Source organism: Pseudomonas sp. MDT2-39-1 (genome assembly GCF_054898085.1).
The window spans coordinates 1,284,197-1,309,334 of sequence record NZ_CM142716.1; the positions used below are offsets into that span (position 1 = coordinate 1,284,197).

At 52.3% G+C, this 25,138-nt stretch carries 22 protein-coding genes; all 22 read right to left on the bottom strand.

The annotated features are described in order from the left end of the window. Positions 1–101: 101 nt before the first annotated feature. Positions 102–1,376 carry a hypothetical protein gene (locus tag ACYZTM_RS06390; RefSeq protein WP_461987683.1) on the bottom strand — a complete coding sequence of 425 codons (1,275 nt, stop codon included), beginning with the start codon at positions 1,374–1,376 and terminating at the stop codon, positions 102–104. 62 nt (positions 1,377–1,438) lie between these two features. Beyond that, complete coding sequence (locus ACYZTM_RS06395; RefSeq protein ID WP_461987685.1) at positions 1,439–2,200, bottom strand: oxidoreductase; 762 nt, start codon at positions 2,198–2,200, stop codon at positions 1,439–1,441. Beyond that, on the bottom strand, positions 2,187–2,888 hold the full coding sequence (locus tag ACYZTM_RS06400; protein ID WP_461987687.1) for an acylneuraminate cytidylyltransferase family protein: 702 nt from the start codon (positions 2,886–2,888) through the stop codon (positions 2,187–2,189). Before ACYZTM_RS06400 ends, ACYZTM_RS06395 begins: the two co-directional genes overlap by 14 nt. Continuing rightward, positions 2,885–3,901: a Gfo/Idh/MocA family protein gene (locus tag ACYZTM_RS06405; RefSeq protein ID WP_461987689.1), complete on the bottom strand. Its 1,017-nt coding sequence runs from the start codon at positions 3,899–3,901 to the stop codon at positions 2,885–2,887. Before ACYZTM_RS06405 ends, ACYZTM_RS06400 begins: the two co-directional genes overlap by 4 nt. Next, a complete protein-coding gene (locus ACYZTM_RS06410; RefSeq protein WP_461987691.1) occupies positions 3,898–4,944 on the bottom strand; it encodes a nucleotidyltransferase family protein in 1,047 nt (348 codons plus the stop codon). Before ACYZTM_RS06410 ends, ACYZTM_RS06405 begins: the two co-directional genes overlap by 4 nt. 17 nt (positions 4,945–4,961) lie before the next feature. Next, a complete protein-coding gene (locus ACYZTM_RS06415; protein WP_461987693.1) occupies positions 4,962–5,630 on the bottom strand; it encodes an acetyltransferase in 669 nt (222 codons plus the stop codon). Continuing rightward, positions 5,627–6,718, bottom strand: coding sequence for an N-acetylneuraminate synthase (gene neuB / locus ACYZTM_RS06420; RefSeq protein WP_461987695.1), 1,092 nt, complete (start codon positions 6,716–6,718; stop codon positions 5,627–5,629). The genes ACYZTM_RS06415 and neuB overlap by 4 nt, the downstream gene beginning before the upstream one ends. A 3-nt stretch (positions 6,719–6,721) precedes the next feature. Next, the gene (gene neuC / locus ACYZTM_RS06425; RefSeq protein WP_461987697.1) at positions 6,722–7,876 is read right to left on the bottom strand and encodes a UDP-N-acetylglucosamine 2-epimerase; all 1,155 of its coding nucleotides are present in this window, start codon (positions 7,874–7,876) and stop codon (positions 6,722–6,724) included. After that, positions 7,873–9,024, bottom strand: a complete 1,152-nt coding sequence (locus ACYZTM_RS06430) for a LegC family aminotransferase (RefSeq protein ID WP_461987699.1) — start codon at positions 9,022–9,024, stop codon at positions 7,873–7,875. The genes neuC and ACYZTM_RS06430 overlap by 4 nt, the downstream gene beginning before the upstream one ends. Before the next feature lie 9 nt (positions 9,025–9,033). After that, a complete protein-coding gene (locus ACYZTM_RS06435; RefSeq protein ID WP_461987701.1) occupies positions 9,034–10,014 on the bottom strand; it encodes an NAD-dependent 4,6-dehydratase LegB in 981 nt (326 codons plus the stop codon). Positions 10,015–10,180: 166 nt separating this feature from the next. Further along, complete coding sequence (gene rfaH / locus ACYZTM_RS06440; RefSeq protein WP_461989106.1) at positions 10,181–10,699, bottom strand: transcription/translation regulatory transformer protein RfaH; 519 nt, start codon at positions 10,697–10,699, stop codon at positions 10,181–10,183. A gap of 853 nt (positions 10,700–11,552) precedes the next feature. Then, the gene (locus ACYZTM_RS06445) at positions 11,553–12,611 is read right to left on the bottom strand and encodes an LPS O-antigen chain length determinant protein WzzB (protein ID WP_461987703.1); all 1,059 of its coding nucleotides are present in this window, start codon (positions 12,609–12,611) and stop codon (positions 11,553–11,555) included. 49 nt (positions 12,612–12,660) lie between these two features. Beyond that, positions 12,661–12,906, bottom strand: coding sequence for a lipopolysaccharide assembly protein LapA domain-containing protein (locus tag ACYZTM_RS06450; RefSeq protein WP_461987705.1), 246 nt, complete (start codon positions 12,904–12,906; stop codon positions 12,661–12,663). Between the two features lie 15 nt (positions 12,907–12,921). Then, positions 12,922–13,218: an integration host factor subunit beta gene (gene ihfB, locus ACYZTM_RS06455; protein WP_461987707.1), complete on the bottom strand. Its 297-nt coding sequence runs from the start codon at positions 13,216–13,218 to the stop codon at positions 12,922–12,924. A gap of 152 nt (positions 13,219–13,370) precedes the next feature. Continuing rightward, positions 13,371–13,649, bottom strand: coding sequence for a hypothetical protein (locus tag ACYZTM_RS06460; RefSeq protein WP_461987709.1), 279 nt, complete (start codon positions 13,647–13,649; stop codon positions 13,371–13,373). Positions 13,650–13,867: 218 nt separating this feature from the next. Beyond that, the gene (gene rpsA, locus ACYZTM_RS06465; RefSeq protein ID WP_131061368.1) at positions 13,868–15,562 is read right to left on the bottom strand and encodes a 30S ribosomal protein S1; all 1,695 of its coding nucleotides are present in this window, start codon (positions 15,560–15,562) and stop codon (positions 13,868–13,870) included. Positions 15,563–15,681: 119 nt separating this feature from the next. Continuing rightward, entirely contained in the window at positions 15,682–16,371 is a 690-nt protein-coding gene (gene cmk, locus ACYZTM_RS06470; RefSeq protein WP_461987712.1) for a (d)CMP kinase, read from the bottom strand. Beyond that, positions 16,368–18,575, bottom strand: coding sequence for a bifunctional prephenate dehydrogenase/3-phosphoshikimate 1-carboxyvinyltransferase (locus ACYZTM_RS06475; protein WP_461989107.1), 2,208 nt, complete (start codon positions 18,573–18,575; stop codon positions 16,368–16,370). Before ACYZTM_RS06475 ends, cmk begins: the two co-directional genes overlap by 4 nt. Positions 18,576–18,603: 28 nt before the next feature. Next, on the bottom strand, positions 18,604–19,716 hold the full coding sequence (gene hisC / locus ACYZTM_RS06480; protein ID WP_461987714.1) for a histidinol-phosphate transaminase: 1,113 nt from the start codon (positions 19,714–19,716) through the stop codon (positions 18,604–18,606). 10 nt (positions 19,717–19,726) lie between these two features. Then, on the bottom strand, positions 19,727–20,821 hold the full coding sequence (pheA, locus tag ACYZTM_RS06485) for a prephenate dehydratase (protein ID WP_028620536.1): 1,095 nt from the start codon (positions 20,819–20,821) through the stop codon (positions 19,727–19,729). Beyond that, positions 20,821–21,906, bottom strand: coding sequence for a 3-phosphoserine/phosphohydroxythreonine transaminase (serC, locus tag ACYZTM_RS06490; protein WP_461987716.1), 1,086 nt, complete (start codon positions 21,904–21,906; stop codon positions 20,821–20,823). The genes pheA and serC overlap by 1 nt, the downstream gene beginning before the upstream one ends. A 229-nt stretch (positions 21,907–22,135) precedes the next feature. Next, positions 22,136–24,790 carry a DNA gyrase subunit A gene (gyrA, locus tag ACYZTM_RS06495; RefSeq protein ID WP_461987718.1) on the bottom strand — a complete coding sequence of 885 codons (2,655 nt, stop codon included), beginning with the start codon at positions 24,788–24,790 and terminating at the stop codon, positions 22,136–22,138. Positions 24,791–25,138: the final 348 nt, after the last annotated feature.

Sequence of the window (25,138 nt, forward strand, 5' to 3'; positions counted from 1 at the left end):
CAAATTTACTAATCAGTGTCATGCCGCGAAGAATGATATTTACGCAACGAATTAGATTGTCCCTCAACATAACCCCTACTAGTATGATCAGAATAACAACGTTAAAATTTTTCGTTATTTGCCATTAGTTTCGACTGAACCCGGACAAATAATAAGCGTCTCGAAAACCAAAGGGCACAATAAAAAACTAAATTAAATAGCGCAATCCACTGCAACATACTTCCTCTGAACATACTTAGGAAAAGAAGCAGTTCCGACACATAAATAAATACAAAGACAGGCCCGCCTCTAAAGCGCATCAAGTACAGCATGCAAATATATAAAGAATACAAAAATATTGGAATAATCCAATAAATATAATATCCATAGTTTAAATATAGCTCAGTCTCAATTGGCCACTGCTGAGTAGCTGATTCATCGAACCATTGAGAAGGAAAGTAAATAGATGTGAGCCATCGGCTGATATCATGCAGATATCCTTCTGAAGGAACGCCTACGAAAGTTAACCATTTATTGAATGGGTACTGAACGGTAAGAAAAAAATCCGACGGCATATCTCGTAAAATCATATCGTGCAGAAAAATAGTATTAAAGTAGCTTAAAAAATATTCCAGAAGCATTTCAGGTGTATTGTAAAAACCGTTAGACCTAAAATACATTGCAAAACTAAACAACAGAACAAACCCAATGAACATCAATGTACCTTTTGCAATGGTTAGCTTGTATGCACATAACCATGGAAGGCTAAAAAAGATCATAAAGTAGAACATCCTACTTTTTATACCTTGAATATAAGCACAAAAAACCAGCACAACAATAACGAAACTTACCAGTAACACACTGATTTTATTCTCTGTACGCCAATACACTCCCAGAGTAAAGGCAAGAAAGTTAGCGCCCATCAACAAGAGAAAGTTTAGAATCCCATAGCCTTTCTTTTTTTCAAGATAGGTCTGGCTATAATCGTTGAACCACGCGTCTGTCCCGCCAGTCACCTCAAAAAAGTAGATCCCTCCTACTAGAATCATCGCAGCACATACAACAATCCCGAGAGGTCTTACCCGAATATCCTGGAAGAAATCGACAGTGGGACGCCGATCAATTAACGACTCCAACACTCTGGTACTAATGAAAAAGAGTGTAAATACATATACGTAGGACAATACAGCTTCATCGGAAAGGGCTGACCAGTCGTTTATCTTTCCCCAAGGAAGAACATATTCCCAACTAATAGCTTCGAGAAAATAAAACAGCAACCCCGGAAAAACAAAATATAAGAAATAACTAGCAAACACAACATTTGAAGGGCTAAGTGCTCGCTTGTTTCTAAAAATCAGAAATATCGCAAGCATGTAAAAAATAATTATTAATATCATAAGATTCGCATACAGCTCCGATACAACTTTTAATATATACTTATAATGTCAACATCAATGAGCTACAATGAAAAACCATCATCTACAATCAAATTTTGACCATTAAGATACTTGGAGCTATCAGAGAGCAAAAATACGATTGAGCCCGTTACGTCATCTATATCAAGCATCCCCTTCCCCAAACAATGCTTTCTATATTCTTCTAAAAATTGCTCCGGTTGCTTATCAAATATCCCCCCAGGGCTAACACAATTAGATCTGAAAAGGCTATCAGACACGTAACTTGTCAAGTATCTGCTTAATTGCAGCAAGGCCGACTTGATTGCCGCATACTCCACCGGCATCGTCATTGGAGTGTTCTCGTACACTTCAAATTTCGGTGCAATAACACCATAGATAGAAGATATGTTAACTAATGAGAACGGCCTGTGTTCACGTTGAAAGTACGCGGCGCACTGCTGCATGAACAAGAACGACGACCCCAAGTGGAGAGAAACGTTTTCATTAAAATCCTCAAGTTCTACGTCAAAAAGCTTGGCGCCATATTTTTTGTTCCTTGGGTATGCACAGTTGACGGCACCGTCCAAGCCTGTCGCTGTTGAAAAAAACAGTTTGACTTGATTTGAATCACTTAAATCAAGTTGAATACCAGTGATTTTTTCCAGGCCATTACCTGCGACCGTTTTTTCCAGGCGCGCCATCATCGATTGCCGATTGACATCAATTGCTACTACTGATGCACCTTGTTCAATGAGCGTCGCTACCAATCTAGCGCCAAGCAGCCCACCGGCACCTGCGACCAGAATGGTTTTATTTCTCAACATGACCGTTACCTTTATCTGCTAAAAAAAACTCAGCCATTTTAAAATCGTAGATGTCATCAATATCAGCGGCGCGCTCTTTTGGAACGACGACAGACCTTACCTTTCCGGAGAATATTCCATCTTGTTCGAGAATAAATTCAGGCCGCGCCACATAGGCAACTGTTGTCATATCATAAACTGGCGGGGCATCCTGACGTCTTTTGATATTACTGCCCGAACACACTAACTCGCTCACACCATCATTATCTCGCACGAGCATATTGAAATATGGGCTACGGGATGCGGGTGTAACCGTCACGACAACGTCTATTTCTGGATTAACTGCATCCAAGCAGTTCTGCACGTCGCATGCACTTCTTAAAGGGCTAGTGGCTGGAAGACTGAGGAATAAATCGAATTTTTCACCACGCGCATTCAGATATTCAATTGCATGACGCCAGGCTAACCATTCTGGTGCGGTGTCACTGGCCAGATGCTCAGGTCTTTTAATTACTTCGACAGAATAATCCGCAGCAACGGCGGCAATTTCTTCCGAGTCCGTTGATACAAAAATCTTATCTATGGACGCGACCTCTCTAGCCACTCGAATAGAATGTCCTAGAAGGGGGATCCCGCCGAGAAGCTTGATGTTTTTCCCGGGTAATCCTTTCGAGTTACCTCTAGCAAAAATAAAAGCATAGACTGTCAAGATAAATACTCTTCAATATTTACGATTTGTTTCGAATCTGAGGAGTGTCTTAATGCATCAATCAGCTTTAATGTTTCTAACCCATCCTTCAAGCTGACCATGGGTTGACACAGACCGGATGCGACTTTAGAAAAATGAATCAACTCATCTTGATACATCAAATTTCTATCATAATTCGAGTCTTCGAACAGCACCGTTTCTACGTCTTTTTCTTTGAAGTGCACAATACGGTTGCGCAATAGATCCCATATCAAGGTGCCATGCTGGCCCAAAATTTTGCACGAGCGCGTAGGAGTACGTTGCAAAAAATCCATGTGCAAGTTCGCAACAAGACCTTTGCTACTGACTAGGATTGCGTCGACCTGATCTTCCACATCAACTTCCAGCGCCCCGGAGTTCCGGGAAACACAAAAGGCTGTCGTAAAGCTACCAAATAACCACTTTAGATAATCCAACTCATGACTGAGTTCAAGTAACACTCCACCGCCTAAAGCCTGGCGTGCAGAAACATTTCCCCTATAATCACTTGCTGGACGCCAATGAGGCAGGTACTGGCCAACGTCCACAACAACATTATAAATATCGCCTAGAAAGCGTTCTTCTAGCAATAATTTTAGCTTGGATGCAGATGGCATAAAACGTAAATTATAACCAACTTCAACCTTACCTTGATGTTCCAGTAATACTGAACCCTCAGTTTCAAACGCAACCATTGAGCTTGATAGCGGCTTCTCAATTAGAACGGGGATTCCAGCTTGTAGCAGTCGAACAGCTTGATTGACATGAAAAGGAGCAGGCGAAGCAACTATTGCTAATGTCGGCCTATCGAGCAGCGCCAGTTCAATACTTTCATAAATGATAGTATCAACACCAACCTCCTCAATTGACAAAGCCCTTCCAGACGAAGAAACACATCCGATGCGAACAGAAGGAAATATTTCCTTGATGTTCATCATATGGCGGCGCGCAATACTACCACTGCCTATAACGAGATAAGTCTGAGTTGCACTCATAAAGAACCAAACTCTTGCTGAGCTCGTTGGAAGTCTTCCATTCGCCCGATATCCAACCAATACTCATGAACGGGGAACATGTTGACATCCCGCCCTTTGGCTATCTCTGTCTCTAATAATGTTGGCATATCGACGCGCGTTCCTGGCGCAACACTTTTCACCAAGTCCGGCGATAGAATATAAATACCAGCATTGATAAAAAATCGTTGTATCGGCTTTTCTACCATCGAACGAATTCGATGACCCTCACTTTGAATAACACCATAAGGCACACAATATTCAAATTCACGCACACACATGGTCGCAGCACCAGCATGCTTCTGATGGAACTCCATCAGATTTAAAAAGTTAAGCGTTGTTAACAAATCGCCATTCATCATGAACAGGGGTAGATCGATCTCATCATGTGGTAGCAGGCCCAATGCTCCGCCAGTACCCAAAGGTTCCTCTTCGTGTACATAGCGAATATCGACTCCCCAGTTACTCCCATCTCCGAAATGTTCACGAATCATCTCGGGCATATAATGAGTAGAAATAAAGAAACGATGGAAGCCTGAGTTAATAAAACTTTGAAGAATAAGTTCAAGGATTGGCTTCTCACCTACTTTGAGTAGGGGCTTCGGGCAATTTTGGGTCAAGGGCCGTAGTCTGGTACCGAAACCACCTGCCATCAGGAATACAGGGTTATCTCTACGCTGATTATCCAAAAGGTCCTGTAGGGTTTCTAAGCCAATGACCAATCCTTGCGGGTCTACTACTGGCAGCTGCAATAGCTTGTATTTTTCCATCACAGCCAGAATTCTAGCCTTATCCCAACCTTCTTCTGCGGTCCTTGGAGTGGCACACATAACGTCACGGATCGGTGTGTCAAGGGACTGCCGTTTCAATAAAGCTCTGCGGATATCTCCATCTGTTACCGTACCCAAGAGACGACGCTCGTGATCGACGACCATAACAATTTTCATCGCCACACGATCAAGCGTAGCAATCGCTTCCACCAGAGAGACTTCTGGGCCGACGAGCGTTAACTCCCACTGCTTCATTGAATACCTTCTTTTAATTACTTATTTGGCACAAAGCGACTCGTTGCTCTGGAGCCAAACATTATATTGTGGGCGGCTAGATCTCGAACCAAAACAGCTCCAGCTCCGACGACCGCATCGTCTCCAACATTGATTCCCTGTATCACAGCCGCGTTACAAGCAATAAACGCTCGCTCTCCAACCAGCACATTTCCACACAGAGTAGCTCCAGGAGCAATGTGTACATGCGAGCCGATACGACAGTCATGATCAATGCTGGCTCTGGTATTGACGATCGAATTGGCGCCTATTACCGTATCAGCCTGAATGATTGCTCCGGCCATGATTTGTGAGCCATCGTACAGAGTAACGCTAGGATCAACCCAGGCTGCGGGATGGATCAATGCTGGAAAACGAAAGCCTTTGGCTGCGAACCGTTCATAAGCTTTACGTCTACCGACACTGCCGACCAATTGACCGATACCATTGACCAGTCCCACCGCACTGGGGTCGAGCATTTCAAGGGCTTCATCCCCGCCAAGCACCTTGTAACCTCGCCATTTGCTAGCCCCCTGTTCTCGCAACTCCGGCGCGCATACACCATGGATAGTCAAGCCCAGTGCCTGAGCCAGCGAAAGGAGTACCTTTGCATGCCCACCGGCACCAATTATGACTAATGGCAGGTCACAGTCAGATAATATTTTCATTGATCAGCTATCACATCGCCCGCTTGATAAGCACGAGCCGAAACACTACCGACCAAACGCCACAACGCTGTAGCCGGCAAACCGTGCCCGCTGCGTGCAGTGCTTAAATCTTTCCTCGATAATTTAGAACCCGCGGCGATATCCCGAGCGGCAACTACTTGTTGTCTCGCAGCCTTGCGCGTATCCCATTCGCTAGTTTGGGGTGCTTTACATGAACTACCTAGAGCAAGTTCCAGAGCACGAATTTCCGAAACCATTTGTTTTAGTTCAGCAGGTTCCAATGAGGCTTTGTGATCTGGCCCGGGGAGGAATCGATCAAGCGTGAAATGCTTTTCAATGACCTTGGCTCCGCGAGCCACCGCAGCAACAGGAATCAGACAGCCCTCTGTATGGTCTGAATAACCTACGTCCAGGCTGAAGGCATTAGCCAATGTATCCATAGCTTTCAAGTTGACCTCACTCCATGGCGTCGGGTACTGAGACGTACAGTGAAGCAGTGTTACATGTCCTACCAGACGTTGACGACACTCACTCATCCCCCAGCAACGCCAGACTTCGTCCATATCAGCAGGCTCCTGATTGCACTCCAGCGCATGGGCAACAATTGCGAGAGCCTGCTCCACCTCACTCAAAGTTGCCATGCCAGTCGATAAAATCAATTTCTTTCCGGTACGTGCAAACTGCCATAACAGCGGCCCATTCGTCAGCTCACCCGAGGGCACCTTGAAAAAAGGCATTCCAAGATCAGACAGAAAATCAAGACTATCGGAATCAAAAGCAGTAGATAAGAACTCAATCCCTTTGCCTCTAGCGTAACTCTGCAACTCTGCGTGCCACTCTCTCGGCAACTCCAGCTTTTTGAGCATCGATAGCTGACTTTCAGACTCATCAGTACTTTTTTTCTGATAGGACGCCTTCGGCGCATGCCTCGAAGCCAGCCGCACAGCGTCAAATGTCTGGAACTTGACAGCATCAGCGCCCGCCTCGGCGGCTGCGTCTATCAACGCAAACGCCAATGACCGTTCGCCGTTATGATTCACGCCCGCTTCAGCGATGATGTACACAGAGTCTTTACTGGACTGTTTCATATATCAGCTCAAATCGTGGAATGACTTGTGGAATATCCCGTCGAACTGTTCAAGGACATTCACGATGCTCTGAGCGGCATTACCCGTCCCATATGGATTAATCGTGTGTTTACATAGCTGAGCAAACTCTTTTGTCAACGCTTTTCGAAGTGCTGATTCGATGGCTCCAACTTCAGCCACACAATGAAGTACAGAGTCCGCCGCGAGACGCCCTTGCTGGCGCGCGCCGATATTAACGGTCGGGACACCAAAGGCTGGGACTTCGATAATTCCGCTCGATGAATTTCCAACAACAGCATCAGCTAGGGAAACCGCGCTTAGATAACGTCGGAAGCCTAGGGAAGGAATAGCAAATACTCGCCGCGGTTGCGCTTTTGCATAGGCTTCCAGAAGCGGGATAATTGCCCGCCCCCCGTTATCGGCATTTGGATAGGTCAAAATTATTTGATGTTCTGGAAATTGATCGAGTGCTTCCAGCACAGCAGAAAAGCTCCGCACAGGATCTTCTTCCAGTAGTGTAACGGGATGGTAAGTTGCCAATATGAATGGCAAGTCAAGCGTGAATCCGAGACTTTCAGAAAGCTCTCCGAGATTCATTCTATGACTGCGAAGCAAATGATCGAGACCGATGGCTCCCACGTTGAAGACTCGCGTCGGCGACTCTCCCATCTGTATGACGCGATTCCGGTACGGCTCAGCGGCTACAAAATGCAGGTAGGACATCTTGCTGATGGCATGTCGAATCGCATCATCATAGGCACCTTCCGTGATTTCGCCACCATGCAGATGCGCAACCGGAATCCGCATGATTAAAGCTGCCTGAACAATCGACAGTGCTTCAAAACGATCACCGAGTACCACAAGGACATCAGGTTTGAGCCTGTCCAAAGCGTCAGCGAAACCAATAGTCCCGAGCCCCATGGACTTGACCACACCGACGGAGGTGTCTGAAGACAACAGCATCTCGACCTTCGCGTCAATGGAAAAACCATCCAGCTCCACTTGCTTCCAGGTTTCACCGAACTCAGGCGAAAGATGAGTTCCACTGACGATTAGCTGGAGTTCAAGACGATGACTCGCCTGAATATCCTTCATCAGCCAATAGAGCAGACCATACTCAGCCCTGGTACCAGTGAACACGGCAACCTTTCGTTTCACACACTAGACTCCGGCATGACGCTGCTGGGAAGGTTTACGATGCGATCTTCAAGCCACGTCGCGTTACTGAGATCTCCACGCAGACATGTAGCGAAGCTCGGCAGACGATTCATTAGCTGCCAAATCGGTCGCGTCATGACACCTTGATCATTTGTTGCCTTGAGCAACGCATCGCGTCTCTCGCGACTTTCACAAATAACGGCGTTCAACCAGTAGTTTGAGCGGCAATCTTTGGGCTCATGAAAAAAATGCAACTCGCTATTTTGCAACTCTTTCTCATACCGTGCGGCGAGCGACCGCTTCAGGGTGATGAAGCTTTCCAATTGCTCTAATTGCGCACACCCCAATGCGGCGTTGATATTAGGAAGACGATAGTTATAACCTACCTCATCATGAACATATTCATAAGGATGGGGCAGCTTGGAAGTAGTGGTTAGATGCTTGGCTATGGCGCCTAGATGTTCATTGGTCAAAATCATACCGCCGCCTCCGGTGGTAATGATTTTATTTCCATTAAAACTCAGGGTACCCAATTGGCCAAAAGTGCCGGTATGTCGACCTTTATAGAAGCTCCCTAACGACTCGGCAGCATCCTCGACTACGATCAACCCCCAACGCTCACAAACCTTCAGCAGATGGTCAAGCTCAATGGGATGACCAAAAGTGTGCATGGGTACACAGGCACGCACCACCTTCCCCCCGTCTTTAAGGCGGCACAGTCCATCGGCATCCAACTGTGCATACTCATGGAGCCACTTATCAAGTGCTACGGGGGAAAGGCCTAATGTGTGTCGATCGACATCAATAAAGACAGGTTGTGCTCCGCAATAGGCGATGGCATTACAGGTAGCAACAAATGTCAGGGGTTGGGTAACCACCAACTCACCCGCTTTGACACCTGCCAACAATAATGCTGCATGCAAAGCCGCTGTTCCGTTCACAGTGGCAATAGCTCTCGGGCTACCTGTGTAATCGGACATCTCACGTTCAAAGCGATCAACGAAAGCACCAACGCTCGAAACGAAAGTCGAATCTATGGTTTCCACCACATAGTCCCGCTCGTTCCCTTTAAAACTTGGAGAATGTAGTGGAATAAACTCGTTTGTGCGGTACTGCTCCCGCACAAAGCTTATAAGAGAGTCAAACATGCAGGAGCCTCAAACGTTATAAATATCAGCTTTGTATTTGGTCAGATTTTCAGGTCGTGACAACCAGTCGATAGTTTCCTGCAACCCTTGGCGAATAGAGTACTGCGGCTTGAAACCAGTGAGATTGTTGATCTTCGTATTATCGCACCAAAGACGAAACACCTCTGACTTCTCTGGACGAATACGCTGATCATCGGTCAAAAACTCTACATCACTGCCCATCAACTCTCGAATTAGATGGAGGGTATCTCCGACCGAAATCTCATAATTCGAACCGATATTGACTGTTTCACCAACAGCCTTCTCACACCGCGCCAATTCGAGAAATCCTCGGCATGTATCGGCAACGTAGTTGAAATCTCTGGTCGGACTTACATCACCCAATTTGATTTTTTTCTTGCCGCTGGCAATCTGAGTAATAATTGTCGGGATCACTGCTCTTGCCGATTGCCTTGGACCATAGGTATTGAAAGGACGCGCAATGGTCAGCGGCAAATCAAACGCATTGAAAAAGCTCATTGCCATTGCATCTGCACCTATTTTAGACGCGCTATAAGGTGACTGTGCCTGCAGTGGATGCTTTTCATCTATGGGTACATATTGAGCCGTTCCATACACCTCACTGGTAGAGGTATGGATAACTCGTTGAACACCGTTATCTAAAGCAGCCTTGCAAATATTCAGAGTGCCTTTGATATTGGTATCAACATAGCTGTCAGGCGCAACGTACGAATACGGAATAGCGATTAATGCTGCCAGATGGAAAACGAGATCAACATCCTTGGTGATATGCTTGCAGTAATGCGGATCTCTCACATCGCCACTCAGCACTTCGATGTTTTTTAGACACTCGACATCTTCCAACCAACCCCAATAGTTAAAAGAGTTATATTGGGACAGCGCCTTAACCTCATAGCCTTCTCGAACCAACAATTCGGTCAGGTGAGAACCAATAAATCCATCGGCTCCAGTCACTAGTACTTTTTTCACTTACTTTTACCTTTGAATATTAAGTAAAGGCCTATCGCTGCCAACACAAGGAGCGCTCACCAAGGCCCAAAACACATCACGATCATAAGACACGCTACCGCCCCAGGATTTGACGTCGGTTTCCTGAGAACGTAGAGCTTGCAATGTCCGCATCCCCTCTAAATCATTAAAACGCGGAAACGTTCATAAGGGGAATGCTCACCGTTTGCTGACGATGGAGCAGATTAACCAATAATATTACGCGTTCCTCGCCGTCCGCTGACATAAAAATAGCATCTAGGGCGCCCAACCCTCCTTCAAGAATTTGAACGCGTTCTCCTGCGATGAATGCGGGTTTAGAGTTCTCAACTCGATTCTGCAATTGGGTGATGAGATCCTGGCTTACAGCCAAAGGTTTGCCACCAAAACTGACCACACGGTTAACACCTCGGGTCGAACGCAAAGGAGCCCAATTGCTTTCGTCAGGAAGGTTGATGAACAGGTAGCCGGGGAACAACGACTCTTGCAAATACGTTCGTTGTCCGCGCACGGTTCGCTCGCGGCGACAAACGGGACGATTGCATTCATAACCTTGACGAGTCAAGTGCTCTTCCGCACGCTCATCCTGTCGAGGTTTGCACTGCACGAGATACCAGGCACTTTTCTGAGGAGTGGCTGGGTGGTGGTCTGCCTTGTAAATACTCATTTGCATGTACTTGTCACTAATGGTCGCATCCATGATTCAGCCATCGTTCGTTGATTTGCCGACGGCGACCGCAAAATTTTTACGCCAATCGACCACCTACACAAGCAGCGTATGAGCCTGTCGATACGTTCACTATACAACACCAGCAGGGCAGGTGCCTTTTCTTGTTAAGTGCGCAGAATCACGGCCAATACCTGCTTGATTCATGCCTCGCTGAACGCCATGCCTCATCGCCTCACCGCAGTAAATACCAGTCATTCCTTCTGTTCCACGCATGGAAACCGCAAAGCATACTAGCAACCGCGAATGGCGCAAACCTAGATACTCAGCGGACCCGCCGGGTTTCGTTGCGATATCGGGCGTCCCTGGACAAGGTACTATGATGCCTGGTACCCGCCGACAGGGCTTTTAAGCTATTGATTGTAAACCAATGGATTTTTCCGCTACCAGCTTCGCCAGAAGCTGTACGTCTGGACGAACCGGCCAGACAATAGCTGGCGGACTGCCCGCAAAATGGAGTGAAACGATCAGTCACATTGTTAGCGAAATGACCGGACACGATGAGCGAAACACGTACCCGAGTATACCCGCCCGCATGCACCTGGCAGCTGCACCAGGCGTCTCTCGGCGCCCAAGCCCACGGTTTAATGTCGATAGCGCCTGATTGACCAAACAGGTTCACTGAAGAAAACCTTGAACATGGCCGAGTTGAATGTGACGGTGCTATTCGAAGCTGATCGTTATAGGTAGAGGCAAAACCGCACAGAAAGGGCATGTGTTGCACTCTGTTTTTTGCGAACGTCAAGTATTGACGTATCGCAAAAATCCGCCTTCATCCTTAACAACGAATCTGTCAGCGCGATACAGATTGCTTTTCTCTTTCATTCCAAAACAGACGTATAACACCGAAAATCACGCCCAACATCAGCCCCAAGACCAACCCAAAGACGAGAATCAATGCTTTTCTAGGTTTAATGGGAGCATCCGGTGCCTTAATTACACCATCAAGTTGATAAACGGCCACATCCTCCGCCTTGACTCCGAGCCCCTTATAAAAATCATATTGGGTTTGCAGCTTACGCAAATCACCAATAAAAGCATCGTCAGATTCGCGCGCCTGCAAGTTTTTAACCTCAGCCTCCAGCGCCTTCGTCCCTCGCAGATAAATCAGGCGCGGATCAACAGCACCCGACATATCCCCCGCTACACTCCCGGACACCACCAGATGATTTTGCAGGCCGATCGCACCAGCAACTTTCTCGGCTTCATGCAACTGGAGAACGGTATCATTCCTTTCCTTGGCCGCATTTTCGCGCAACATTGCTATCTGTTTCTCGATATTCCGCGCACGCACCTCGGCTTCTTTGGACTGGTTCTTGATCAGTTCTTTTTTTGTCGTTTCGCCTACTCGATCAATATAAAGACGAAGCCACTCTGCCACTTGAGCAGCTTGTCCGCTCTGGACAGCAACTGAGAATCGCTCGACAAAATCCTTGTTTGGCTGAGTAGTCGTTAGTTCAGCTGAAAACTGTCGATACAAGGAGTCATACGATCTCTGCCGATCGGATTCACTCAATGACGGGATGTAAACATCAATAAAAAACTTATACCGCAGTGACTCCGACTGAAGATTACGAGTAAATACGGAGTAGATATCCTTGACCGTGTAAAGCTTCATACCCGACTGTTCTGTTCGTCCGTAGTTAAAATTTTCAATATCGTTTTGAGTCGGAGGCAGGACATAAGCTCGAGCCTCGTAGACAGGATCGCTTAAAAAAGCATAAACACCTGAAGCCAAAGTGACCGCGCCAGCAATAATGAGAACCAGCCAACGCTGTATCCAAATCCCTCGTAACAAATCGTATAAATCTATTTCACTAAAGCTTTGATTACCTGAATTATTTTCTCGCATACACTTCAATCAACCCGTTTATTTTAGAGACCACAGCGCAAACTATTAATTAAATATCCTGTGTGATATTTACCTTGCGTCTGGTGCGAAGCACCACAGTCAACAATGGCCCAATGATCATCCCCACTAATAGTGCGACAACCAAACAGAGCGATGCAGAAACCGGCGAGCTAGACCAACCGAACAAAGTGATTATGACAGATTGCTGATTTTCAAGCACGAAAACGACCGTGGTCAGGGCAACCAACAATGCCACGAGTAACAGCACTAGACGCTTAAGCTTTCTCACCGCCACTTTCCTTCCGCCAATTCAGATTTCATTCTCCTCCTCTTCGTTCACGCGATCACGCAATTCCTTGCCCGGCTTGAAATGCGGCACGAACTTGCCGTCGAGGCTGACGGACTGACCGGTTTTTGGATTGCGACCTACGCGCGGCGCGCGGTAGTGCAAGGAGAAGCTGCCAAACCCACGGATCTCAATCCGATCACCGGTGGCCAGGCATTGGGACATTTGTTCAAGCATGGTCTTGATGGCCAGCTCCACATCCTTGGATGAGAGTAGCCCTTGATGGGTGACAATTCGTTCGATCAACTCCGACTTCGTCATATTTTTCCCTTCTTTTTCAAGCAGCTAGATCAGCGCTTCAAAGGTTTTAGCACGCCCGGATCAATTTGAACAGCCCGAGTTTTTGACGTTTTCCACTAGCAATGAGATGCCCTATTCCAGAGCAGCGGAACACTGATCGTGCACTCTCGCCCTCATCTACAGATAACCAGCATGGTGCGCGTCAGATAGCCCGCGGGGTTGAAGCCAAAAGGGTACTCATCCTCTTCTTTGGCATCATCGGACCTGGCTACAACTTTGTAGCCCGCCGCTTTGCACTCCTTGCTCGCTCGCTTGCGACACTTCTCCCATCCCGACCCCAGGCCCGAACAATCGATCTCGATACCACTGACCCCACGCACCGCGTGAGTTTTGGCACTAGTGGTACAACCCGCCAATGTCAGTACTGCTATTACGGCAATGAGCTTGTTCATTCGCTTCCTAGGCCAGGCACGCCGCCAGTACTGTCGTTCGCTTCAGGCTAGAGACTAGCTGTAAATAAACGATTGATCCTATTAAAGAAAGAGACAACTTGTCGGGAGGATTGGTTTCACGGCATTCAATTGCAGCTCCGCGTGACCATCAGAATCACTAAATCGCAGGCACAAAAAAGGGCGACCGAAGTCGCCCTTTTTGTATGGTCTGACAGAACTTAGTTCTGTTTTTCCATTTGTGCACGCAACAGGTCGCCCAGAGTGGTAGGACCAGCAGCAGGAGCATCCGAAGCTGGCTTGTCGCGCAGGCTTTGGATTGCTTCTTTCTCTTCAGCATCGTCTTTCGACTTGATGGAGAGCTGGATTACACGGCTCTTGCGGTCAACGCTGATGATCTTGGCTTCTACTTCCTGGCCTTCTTTCAGAACGTTGCGCGCGTCTTCAACGCGGTCACGGCTGATTTCAGAGGCTTTCAGAGTCGCTTCGATATCGTCGGCCAGAGTGATGATGGCGCCTTTAGCGTCAACTTCTTTCACGATGCCTTTAACGATTGCGCCTTTGTCGTTCTCTTGAACGTACTCGGAGAACGGATCGCTTTCCAGTTGCTTGATACCCAGGGAGATGCGCTCGCGCTCTGGGTCAACCGACAGGATAACGGTGTCCAGCTCGTCGCCCTTCTTGAAGCGGCGAACGGCTTCTTCGCCCACTTCGTTCCAGGAGATGTCGGACAGGTGAACCAGACCGTCGATGCCGCCGTCCAGACCAATGAAGATACCGAAATCGGTGATCGACTTGATGGTGCCGGAGATTTTATCGCCCTTGTTGAACTGGCCAGAGAAATCTTCCCATGGGTTAGATTTGCACTGTTTGATGCCGAGGGAGATACGACGACGCTCTTCGTCGATGTCCAGAACCATAACTTCCACTTCGTCGCCGACTTGTACGACTTTCGAAGGGTGGATGTTTTTGTTGGTCCAGTCCATTTCGGAAACGTGTACCAGACCTTCAACGCCTTCTTCCAGCTCAGCGAAGCAGCCGTAGTCGGTCAGGTTGGTTACACGAGCGGTAACGCGAGTGCTTTCTGGGTAACGGGCTTTGATAGCAACCCATGGATCTTCGCCCAGTTGCTTAAGGCCCAGGGAAACACGATTGCGTTCGCGATCGTACTTCAGAACCTTGACATCGATCTCGTCGCCAACGTTGACGATTTCGGAAGGATGCTTGATACGCTTCCAAGCCATGTCGGTAATGTGCAGCAGGCCATCGACGCCACCCAGATCGACGAATGCGCCGTAATCGGTGAGGTTCTTGACGATACCTTTGACTTGTTGGCCTTCCTGCAGGGATTCCAGCAGAGCTTCACGCTCAGCGGAGTTCTCGGCTTCGAGGACGCTACGACGGGAAACGACAACGTTGTTGCGTTTCTGGTCAAGCTTGATGACCTTGAATTCCAGCTCTTTGCCTTCCAGGTGCGTGGTGTCGCGCACTGGACGAACGTCAACCAGAGAACCTGGCAGGAACGCACGGATGCCGTTAACGTCGACAGTGAAGCCGCCTTTAACCTTACCGTTGATAACGCCCTTGACCACTTCTTCGGCTGCGAAGGCTGCTTCCAGAACAATCCAGCATTCAGCGCGCTTGGCTTTTTCACGGGACAGCTTGGTTTCACCAAAGCCGTCTTCAACCGAGTCCAGAGCAACGTGAACTTCGTCACCGACGTTGATAGTCAGTTCGCCAGCATCGTTGTAGAACTGCTCAAGCGGGATGAGTGCTTCAGACTTCAGGCCAGCGTGAACGGTTACCCAGCGAGCTTGGTAATCGATATCAACGATAACACCGGTGATGATGGAGCCTGCCTGAAGGTTCAGGGTTTTTAGGCTTTCTTCAAAGAGTTCCGCAAAGCTTTCGCTCATTTTAATTCCTGATGATAAGGGCGAAGAATACGCCCATCTCCACATCCCAGACGACGTGGGTTACGTTCATTTAAAGAAACAGCGCAGGACTATGACTGGTCCCCTGCGAAGTCTCTTGGTCACCCGGCGATATCGCGGAGTGCGATCTCGCTCATGATGCGTTCCAGCACCTGATCGATGGATAATTCCGTGGAATCCAGCTGTATGGCGTCAGCCGCCGGCTTGAGCGGGGCTACCGCTCGCTGGGTGTCACGCTCATCGCGTGCACGTATCTCATCTAGCAGACTCGACAGACTAACACCATCGACTTTGCCCTTCAACTGCAAGTATCGACGGCGAGCACGCTCCTCGGCACTGGCAGTCAGGAATATCTTCAGCGGCGCATCGGGGAAAACCACCGTGCCCATGTCGCGACCATCGGCTACCAGACCCGGCGCCTCCTGAAACGCCCGCTGGCGCTGCAGCAAGGCGTCGCGCACCGCCGGCAACGCGGCCACTTGCGAGGCCCATGCGCCAACCTGTTCATTGCGCAAATCATCAGTGACATCGTCACCTTCAAGAATGATTCGCTGCGGATGACCTTCCGTCGCTCCGACGAACTGCACGTCCAGATGAGCGGCCAGAAGCTTGAGCGACTCTTCATTGGTCAGGTCGACGCCATGGTTACGCGCGGCGAATGCCAGCAGACGGTACAGCGCACCGGAGTCCAGCAGGCACCAGCCCAGGCGCTTGGCCAGAATCCCGGCAATAGTGCCCTTGCCCGAGCCGCTAGGCCCGTCGATGGTGATGACCGGTGGCTTGATATTCACGACTGAGCCTCTTGTGCAACACGGATACCGACCTGAGCGCACAGCGCGAGGAAGTTCGGGAACGACGTCGCGACGTTGGCACAATCATGGATGCGAATCGGTGCAGTGGCGCGCAGCGAAGCAACGCTGAAGGCCATGGCGATCCGGTGATCGCCGTGCCCGTGCACTTCGCCGCCGCCGATCAGGCCGCCGTCGATGATAATGCCGTCCGGGGTCGGTTCGCATTTGACGCCCAGCGCCAACAAGCCATCGGCCATGACCTGGATACGATCAGACTCCTTGACTCGCAGTTCCTCGGCGCCGCGCAATACGGTACGCCCTTCGGCACAGGCCGCAGCCACGAACAGCACCGGGAATTCGTCGATGGCCAGCGGAACCAGCGCTTCGGGAATCTCGACACCCTTGAGTTTAGCTGCACGTACGCGCAGGTCAGCCACAGGCTCGCCGCCGACTTCACGCTGGTTTTCCAGGGTAATGTCAGCCCCCATCAAACGCAGAATGTCGATCACGCCGGTACGGGTCGGGTTGATGCCGACATGCTCAAGCACCAGTTCCGAACCTTCGGCGATCGACGCGGCGACCAGGAAGAACGCGGAAGAAGAAATATCGCCCGGTACTTCAATGTGGGTCGCCGTCAGCTTGTGGCCGGATTCGACCGAAGCGGTAGCACCGTTGACACTGACCGGGTAGCCGAAGCCACGCAGCATGCGCTCGGTGTGATCGCGAGTCGGAGCCGGCTCGGTAACAGTGGTCTTGCCTTCGGCGTACAGGCCAGCCAGCAGCAGGCAGGATTTAACCTGGGCACTGGCCATCGGCATGGTGTAAGTCAGGCCTTTGAGCTTGTTGCCGCCACGGATGGTCATCGGCGGACGACCCTCGGCGGCGGTCTCGATCACGGCGCCCATTTCACGCAGCGGATTGGCCACGCGATTCATCGGACGCTTGGACAGCGAAGCATCGCCGGTCAGCGTGCTGTCGAAGTCCTGCGCAGCGAGCAGGCCCGACAGCAGACGCATCGAGGTGCCGGAGTTGCCCAGATAGATCGGACCCGGCGCGGGCTTCAAGCCATGCAGGCCGACACCATGAATGGTCACGCGGCCATGGTGCGGACCTTCGATCACGACGCCCATGTCGCGAAAGGCTTGCAAGGTCGCCAGAGCGTCTTCGCCCTCGAGGAAGCCTTCGACTTCGGTGACGCCTTCGGCCAGGGAGCCGAGCATGATCGAACGGTGGGAAATCGATTTATCGCCCGGTACACGAATCCGCCCAGTCAGGCGGCCACCAGGTTGTGCCAGGAAAATCAGGTCGTTGGAGTTCATAGCGTCCACATAAGCCCGGCGTGCCAGGATTTTACTGAAATGTTCGCGGGCAACCCGGGCGCGAGTGAACACGCCCAACAATTGGTGCCCATCCCCTGCATCGACCGCGTCGCGCAAGGCGTCGAGGTCGCTGCGAAATGTATCGAGTGTGCGCAGGACAGCTTCGCGGTTGGCGAGGAAGATGTCGTGCCACATGACCGGATCGCTACCCGCGATTCTTGTGAAATCGCGGAAACCGCCGGCAGCGTAACGGAAGATCTCAAGGTTTTCATTGCGCTTGGCCAACGAATCGACCAGACCGAACGCCAACAAGTGCGGCAAATGGCTGGTCGCCGCCAACACTTCGTCGTGACGCTCGACCTGCATGTGCTCGACATCGGCGCCCAATTCGCGCCACAACCGGTCGACCACTGCCAGGGCTGCCGGATCAGTTTGATCAAGCGGCGTCAGAATCACTTTATGGCGACGGAACAGCTCGGCGTTGGAGGCTTCCACCCCGCTCTGCTCGGAGCCGGCAATCGGATGCCCCGGCACGAAACGCGACGGCATGCCGCCAAACGCCTCAGTTGCCGCACGCACCACGTTGCCCTTGGCGCTGCCGACGTCGGTCAGAATCGCTTGCCCCAGGTCCATGGCGGCCAATCGGCCGAGCATTTTTTCCATGGCAAGGATTGGCACGGCGAGTTGAATGACGTCGGCGCCCTGGCAAGCAACGGCCAGGTCTTCTTCGCAGCGATCCACCACACCCAACTCAACCGCCAGTTTGCGCGACTGCGGGTCGAGATCGACCCCGACCACTTCGCGGCACAGACCGCTTTCACGCAAACCCTTGGCAAACGAACCACCGATCAGCCCAAGACCGACCACCACCAGGCGACCGATCATAGGTTCAGCAGATGGCAGTGCAGTGACATCAACCACGAGCCAAAACCTTGGTCAGCGCTTCGAGGAAGCGGCTGTTTTCTGCCGGCAGACCGATGGTGATGCGCAAGTGATTCGGCATGCCATAGTTGGCCACCGGACGCACGATCACGCCTTCGCGCAGCAAACCCTGGAAGACCGGCGCCGCCACTTGCCCCAGATCGACGCAGATGAAGTTGCCCTTGGACGGAATCCAGCTCAACCCCAACTCACGAAAACCCGCTTGCAGTTGCTGCATGCCGGATTCGTTCAGGCGACGGCTTTCAGCCAGGTACTCGGTGTCTTGCAGCGCAGCGCACGCCGCGGCCAGGGCCAGGCTATTAACGTTGAACGGCTGACGCACGCGGTTCAGCACATCCGCGACCACCGCAGTGGACAAGCCATAACCGACCCGCAACGCCGCCAGACCGTAGGCCTTGGAGAAGGTGCGCGAAACCAGCAGGTTCGGGTAAGCCGCCAGATAGTCCAGGCCATCCGGCAAGTCGCTGCCTTCGGCGTATTCGATGTAGGCCTCGTCCAGCACCACCAGCACGTGCTCCGGTACATCCTGCAGGAATTCGTCCAGCGCTTCGGCGTCGAACCAGGTCCCGGTCGGGTTGTTCGGGTTGGCGATGAAGACCACACGGGTATCGGCATCGATCGCGGCCAGCATGGCCGACAGATCATGACCCCAGTCTTTGGCCGGGATCACTTTTGCCTGGGCGCCGACGGCTTGGGTCACGATCGGATAGACCGCAAACGCGTGCTCGCTGAACACGGCGTTCAAGCCCGGCGCCAGATAAGCACGCGCAACCAGCTCCAGAATGTCGTTGGAACCATTGCCCAGCGTCACCTGATTCAGCTCGACGCGGCATTGCTCGGCCAGCAGGGTCTTGAGCGCAAAACCGTTGCCGTCCGGATAGCGGGTCAGCTCGGCCAGTTCTTCGCGAATGGCCGCCAGCGCCTTCGGACTGGCGCCCAACGGGTTTTCATTGCTGGCCAGCTTGATGATTTTGGCCGGATCGATGTTCAGCTCGCGCGCCAGTTCGTCCACGGGTTTGCCCGGTACGTAAGGCGAAAGTTGTTGCACGCCCGGCTGTGCCAGAGCGAGGAAGTCACCACTCATTTGCTACCCCTTAGAGAACTGCTTTCGGGTAGGAACCCAGCACTTTGAGTGCCACTGCTTCCTGACTGATCTTTTCCAATACACCTTTGATCAACGGATCACGGTGGTGGCCGACGAAGTCGATGAAGAACACGTAGGTCCATTTACCGCTGCGCGACGGACGCGTCTCGATTCGCGTCAGGTCGATGCCGTTGTCGTGGAACGGCACCAGCAACTCGTGGAGCGCACCGGGCTTGTTGCTCATGGAGACGATGATCGAGGTCTTGTCGTCGCCGGTCGGTGGCACTTCCTGGCTGCCGATCATCAGGAAGCGTGTGGAGTTGTCCGGGCGATCCTCGATTTTCTCGGCCAGACGGGTCAGCCCGTACAAGCCAGCGGCCATGTCGCCGGCAATCGCCGCCGAGTTCCACTCACCCTTGACCCGCTTGGCCGCTTCGGCGTTGCTGGACACCGCCACGCGCTCGACATTCGGGTAATGCGCGTCCAGCCATTTGCGGCACTGGGCCAGCGACTGGGCGTGGGAATAGATGCGGCTGATGCTGTCAGTCTTGGTGTTTTCGCCGACCAGCAAGTGGTGGTGAATCCGCAACTCGACTTCGCCACAGATCACCATGTCGTGTTCAAGGAAGCTGTCGAGGGTGTGGTTGACCGCGCCTTCGGTGGAGTTCTCCACCGGGACCACGCCAAAGTTCACCGCACCGGCCGCCACTTCGCGGAACACTTCGTCGATTGCCGCCATCGGCTTGCTGATCACGGCGTGACCGAAGTGCTTCATGGCCGCGGCTTGGGTGAAGGTGCCTTCAGGGCCGAGGTACGCCACTTTCAACGGCTGTTCGAGGGCCAGGCACGAGGACATGATTTCGCGGAACAAACGCGCCATCTCTTCGTTGCCCAGCGGCCCCTGGTTACGCTCCATCACGCGCTTGAGCACCTGAGCTTCACGCTCAGGACGATAGAACACCGGCACTTCGCCTTCGGCCAGCGAGGCCATCTTTACTCGCGCAACTTCCTGGGCGCAGCGTGCGCGCTCACTGATCAGCTCCAGGACCTTGGTGTCCAGAGCATCAATGCGAACGCGCAGTGCCTTGAGTTCTTGCTCAGACATTAACCGTGTTCCTTCTCGAACTCTGCCATGTACGAAATCAGTGCGTTGACCGCAACGATGTCGACGGCGTTATAGATGGAGGCACGCATGCCACCCACGGAACGGTGACCCTTGAGGTTCAACAGGCCACGTTCTTCGGCACCTGCCAGGAATGGCTTGTCGAGACGATCGTCAGCCAGGCGGAACGGCACGTTCATCCACGAGCGATCCGACTTGTTGATCGGGTTGCTGTACAAGCCGCTGGCGTCAATGAAATCGTACAGCGTGCGCTGCTTCACTTCGTTGAGTTTGCCGATGGCTTCAACACCACCCTGCTCTTTCAGCCACTCGAATACCAGACCGGACAGATACCAGGCCAGGGTTGGCGGTGTGTTGTACATCGAGCCGTTATCGGCCGCGACCTTGTAATTGAGCATGGTCGGGCACAAGGAACGGGCGTGACCCAACAGGTCTTCGCGAACGATGTTGACGACGATGCCGCTCGGGCCGATGTTTTTCTGTGCGCCGGCGTAGATCATGCCGAAGCGCGAAACATCGATCGGGCGAGAGAGGATGTCAGAGGACATGTCGGCGACCAGCGGGACATCACCGGTTTCCGGGACCCAATTGAATTCCAGGCCGCCGATGGTTTCGTTTGGTGCGTAGTGAACGTAGGCCGCGTCGGCAGACAGGCTCCATTCGTTCTGACCGGGAATAGCGAAATAGTCGTATGGCTTGGCGGTAGCGGCAACATTGACGTGACCGTAGCGCGAGGCTTCTTCAATGGCTTTCTGCGACCAGATACCGGTGTCGATATAGTCGGCAGTGCCACCTTCCGGCAACAGGTTCAGAGGGATCTGAGCAAATTGCTGGCTGGCGCCACCTTGCAGAAACAGCACTTTATAGTTCGAGGGGATATTCAGCAGATCACGCAGATCCTGCTCGGCCTTGGTGGCGATGGACACGAACTCATCACTGCGATGGCTCATTTCCATGACTGAAAGACCCTTGCCGTGCCAATCAAGGAGTTCACCCTGGGCGCGCTGCAGGACAGCTTCGGGAAGTGCCGCAGGACCGGCACAGAAGTTATAGGCTCTCTTGCTCACATCCAATCTCGCTCTGATTTGGTGGGTCATGCAAACATATCAATCGACACAAATCCAATGTGGGAGCGAGCTTGCTCGCGAAAGCGGTGTAACAGGAGACATTTGTGGTGAATGTCAGTCCGTCTTCGCGAGCAAGCCCGCTCCCACAAGGGATCTTCGTGGGTGTCGATATTTTCAACAGGGACAAACAACAAGGGGGCGAATTTTCATCCGCCCCCTGCTTGCCCGCTTATTCCTGCGGTTCTTCGTCGGCTGCGGCGTCGAGTTGCTGGTCTTCAACAACGTCGTCGATCACGACTTCGCCGTCGAACACCGCATCCTCTTCACCTTCCAGCTCTTCGCCTTCGACTTCCGACGGCTCCTGAACCCGTTCCAGACCGACCAGCGTTTCATCACTGGCCAGTTTGATCAGGGTTACGCCCTGGGTGTTACGACCCAGGCTGGAGACTTCGTCGACTCGGGTACGAACCAGGGTGCCCTGGTCGGAAATCAGCATGATTTCCTCGCCGTCGAGCACCTGGACTGCACCGACCAAACGGCCGTTACGGTCGTTGCTGACCATGGCGATAACGCCCTGACCACCACGTTTGTACTCAGGGAACTCGGAGATCGCCGTGCGCTTGCCGAAACCACGGGCCGAAGCCGTGAGGATCTCGCTGCCTTCTTCCGGGATCAGCATGGAAATCAGCTTCTGGCCTTCCGGCAGACGCATGCCGCGGACACCGCGAGCGGTACGGCCCATGGCGCGAACGTCGGTTTCCTTGAAGCGAGTGACCTTGCCGCCGTCGGAGAACAGCATGACTTCGCGCTCACCATCGGTAATGGCGGCAGAAATCAGTACGTCACCTTCGTCCAGCTCCAGCGCGATCAGGCCCACGCTGCGTTGACGGCTGAAGGATTCCAGCGGGGTCTTCTTCACGGTGCCTTTGGCAGTGGCCATGAAGATGAAGTGACCTTCGGTGTATTCCTCGACCGGCAGCATGGTGGTGATGTATTCATCACTGTCCAGCGGCAGCAGGTTGACCAGCGGACGTCCACGGGCAGCACGAGACGCTTCCGGAATTTCATAGGTTTTCAGCCAGTACACTTTGCCTTTGCTGGAGAACAGCAGCAGCGTGGTGTGGCTGTTGGCGACCAGCAGGTGAGCAATGTAGTCCTCATCCTTGACGCCGGTAGCCGATTTGCCTTTACCGCCACGACGCTGAGCCTGGTACGCAGCCAATGGCTGGGTCTTGGCGTAGCCACCGTGGGAAATGGTCACGACGCGCTCTTCTTCCGGGATCATGTCACCCAGGGTCAGGTCGAGACGGGCATCGAGAATCTCGGTGCGACGCACGTCGCCGTATTCGGCACGGATCACTTCCAGCTCTTCGCGGATCACTTCCATCAGGCGCGTGGCGCTGCTGAGGATGCGGATCAGTTCGCCGATCTGGTTGAGGATCTCTTGATACTCGGCCAGCAGCTTTTCGTGTTCCAGACCGGTCAGACGGTGCAGACGCAGTTCCAGAATGGCTTGCGCCTGTTCCGGCGACAGGAAGTACTTGCCTTCGCGCAGACCGTATTGCTCGTCCAGGGTCTCTGGACGGCAAGAGTCGGCGCCAGCACGCTCAACCATTGCGACTACGGCGGAAGATTCCCACGCAGTCTTGATCAGCGCTTCCTTGGCTTCCGACGGCGTCGGCGACGCCTTGATCAGGGCGATGACCGGGTCGATGTTCGACAGGGCAACCGCTTGACCTTCCAGGATGTGACCACGTTCGCGTGCTTTACGCAGTTCGAACACGGTACGGCGGGTAACGACTTCGCGACGGTGACGAACGAAGGCTTCCAGCAGGTCCTTGAGGTTCAGGATCCGCGGACGGCCGTCGATCAGCGCAACGATGTTGATACCGAATACGGCTTGCAGCTGGGTCTGGGCGTAGAGGTTGTTGAGGATTACCTCAGGCACTTCGCCGCGACGCAGCTCGATCACGACGCGCATACCGTCCTTGTCGGACTCGTCGCGCAGTTCAGTGATGCCTTCGAGCTTCTTCTCTTTTACCAGCTCGGCGATCTTCTCGATCAGACGGGCCTTGTTCAGCTGGTAAGGGAGTTCGGTGATGACGATCTGCTGACGGCCACCGACCTTGTCAATGTCTTCGATCATCGAGCGGGCGCGCATGTAAATGCGCCCGCGACCGGTGCGGTAGGCTTCGATGATGCCGGCGCGACCGTTGATGATCGCGGCGGTCGGGAAGTCCGGACCCGGGATGTATTGCATCAGCTCATCGATGGTCAACTCAGGGTTGTCGATGAGGGCCAGGCAACCGTCGATGACTTCACCGAGGTTGTGCGGCGGGATGTTGGTCGCCATGCCCACGGCGATACCGCTGGAGCCGTTGACCAAAAGGTTGGGAATACGGGTCGGCATGACCGCCGGGATCATTTCGGTGCCGTCGTAGTTCGGCACCCAGTCCACGGTTTCTTTATGCAGGTCAGCCAGCAGCTCGTGCGCCAGCTTGGTCATGCGCACTTCGGTGTATCGCATGGCGGCGGCGTTGTCGCCGTCCACGGAACCGAAGTTGCCCTGACCGTCTACCAGCAGGTAGCGCAGCGAGAATGGCTGTGCCATCCGAACGATGGTGTCGTACACCGCGGTATCACCGTGAGGGTGATACTTACCGATCACGTCACCGACAACACGGGCAGATTTCTTGTACGGCTTGTTGAAGTCGTTGCCCAGCTCGCTCATCGCGAACAGCACACGCCGGTGCACGGGCTTCAAGCCATCGCGCGCATCCGGCAGGGCCCGCCCGACGATTACGCTCATCGCGTAGTCGAGGTAGGACTGCTTCAGCTCGTCTTCGATATTGACCGGGAGGATTTCTTTGGCCAGTTCGCCCATGAGAAGCTCGATTCCTTTTTCTGGTGAAACCTCGTCACATCCATATGGGACGAACGAAGCTCGCCGCTGCAGGCTGAGTGCCATGCACCGACTTACGACAAATCAACAAGATGAACCATGGATTTGCGCAGTAAAGACAACCCCGTGGGACTGCCTCGGAAAACGCCGGATGTTATCACAAGAGCCGCCACGCACCTATCCCCCAGATGCGCATGGAGTGTAGTTAGTTGACTGGTGACAGGCTTAACGGGGACGAGAGAGGCTTAGAGGCATTTTGAATGCAAAATTTCGGGAGGAATGAAAGCTATTTGGTGTCAGTTAATGCCCATTCGCGGGCAAGCCTCGCTC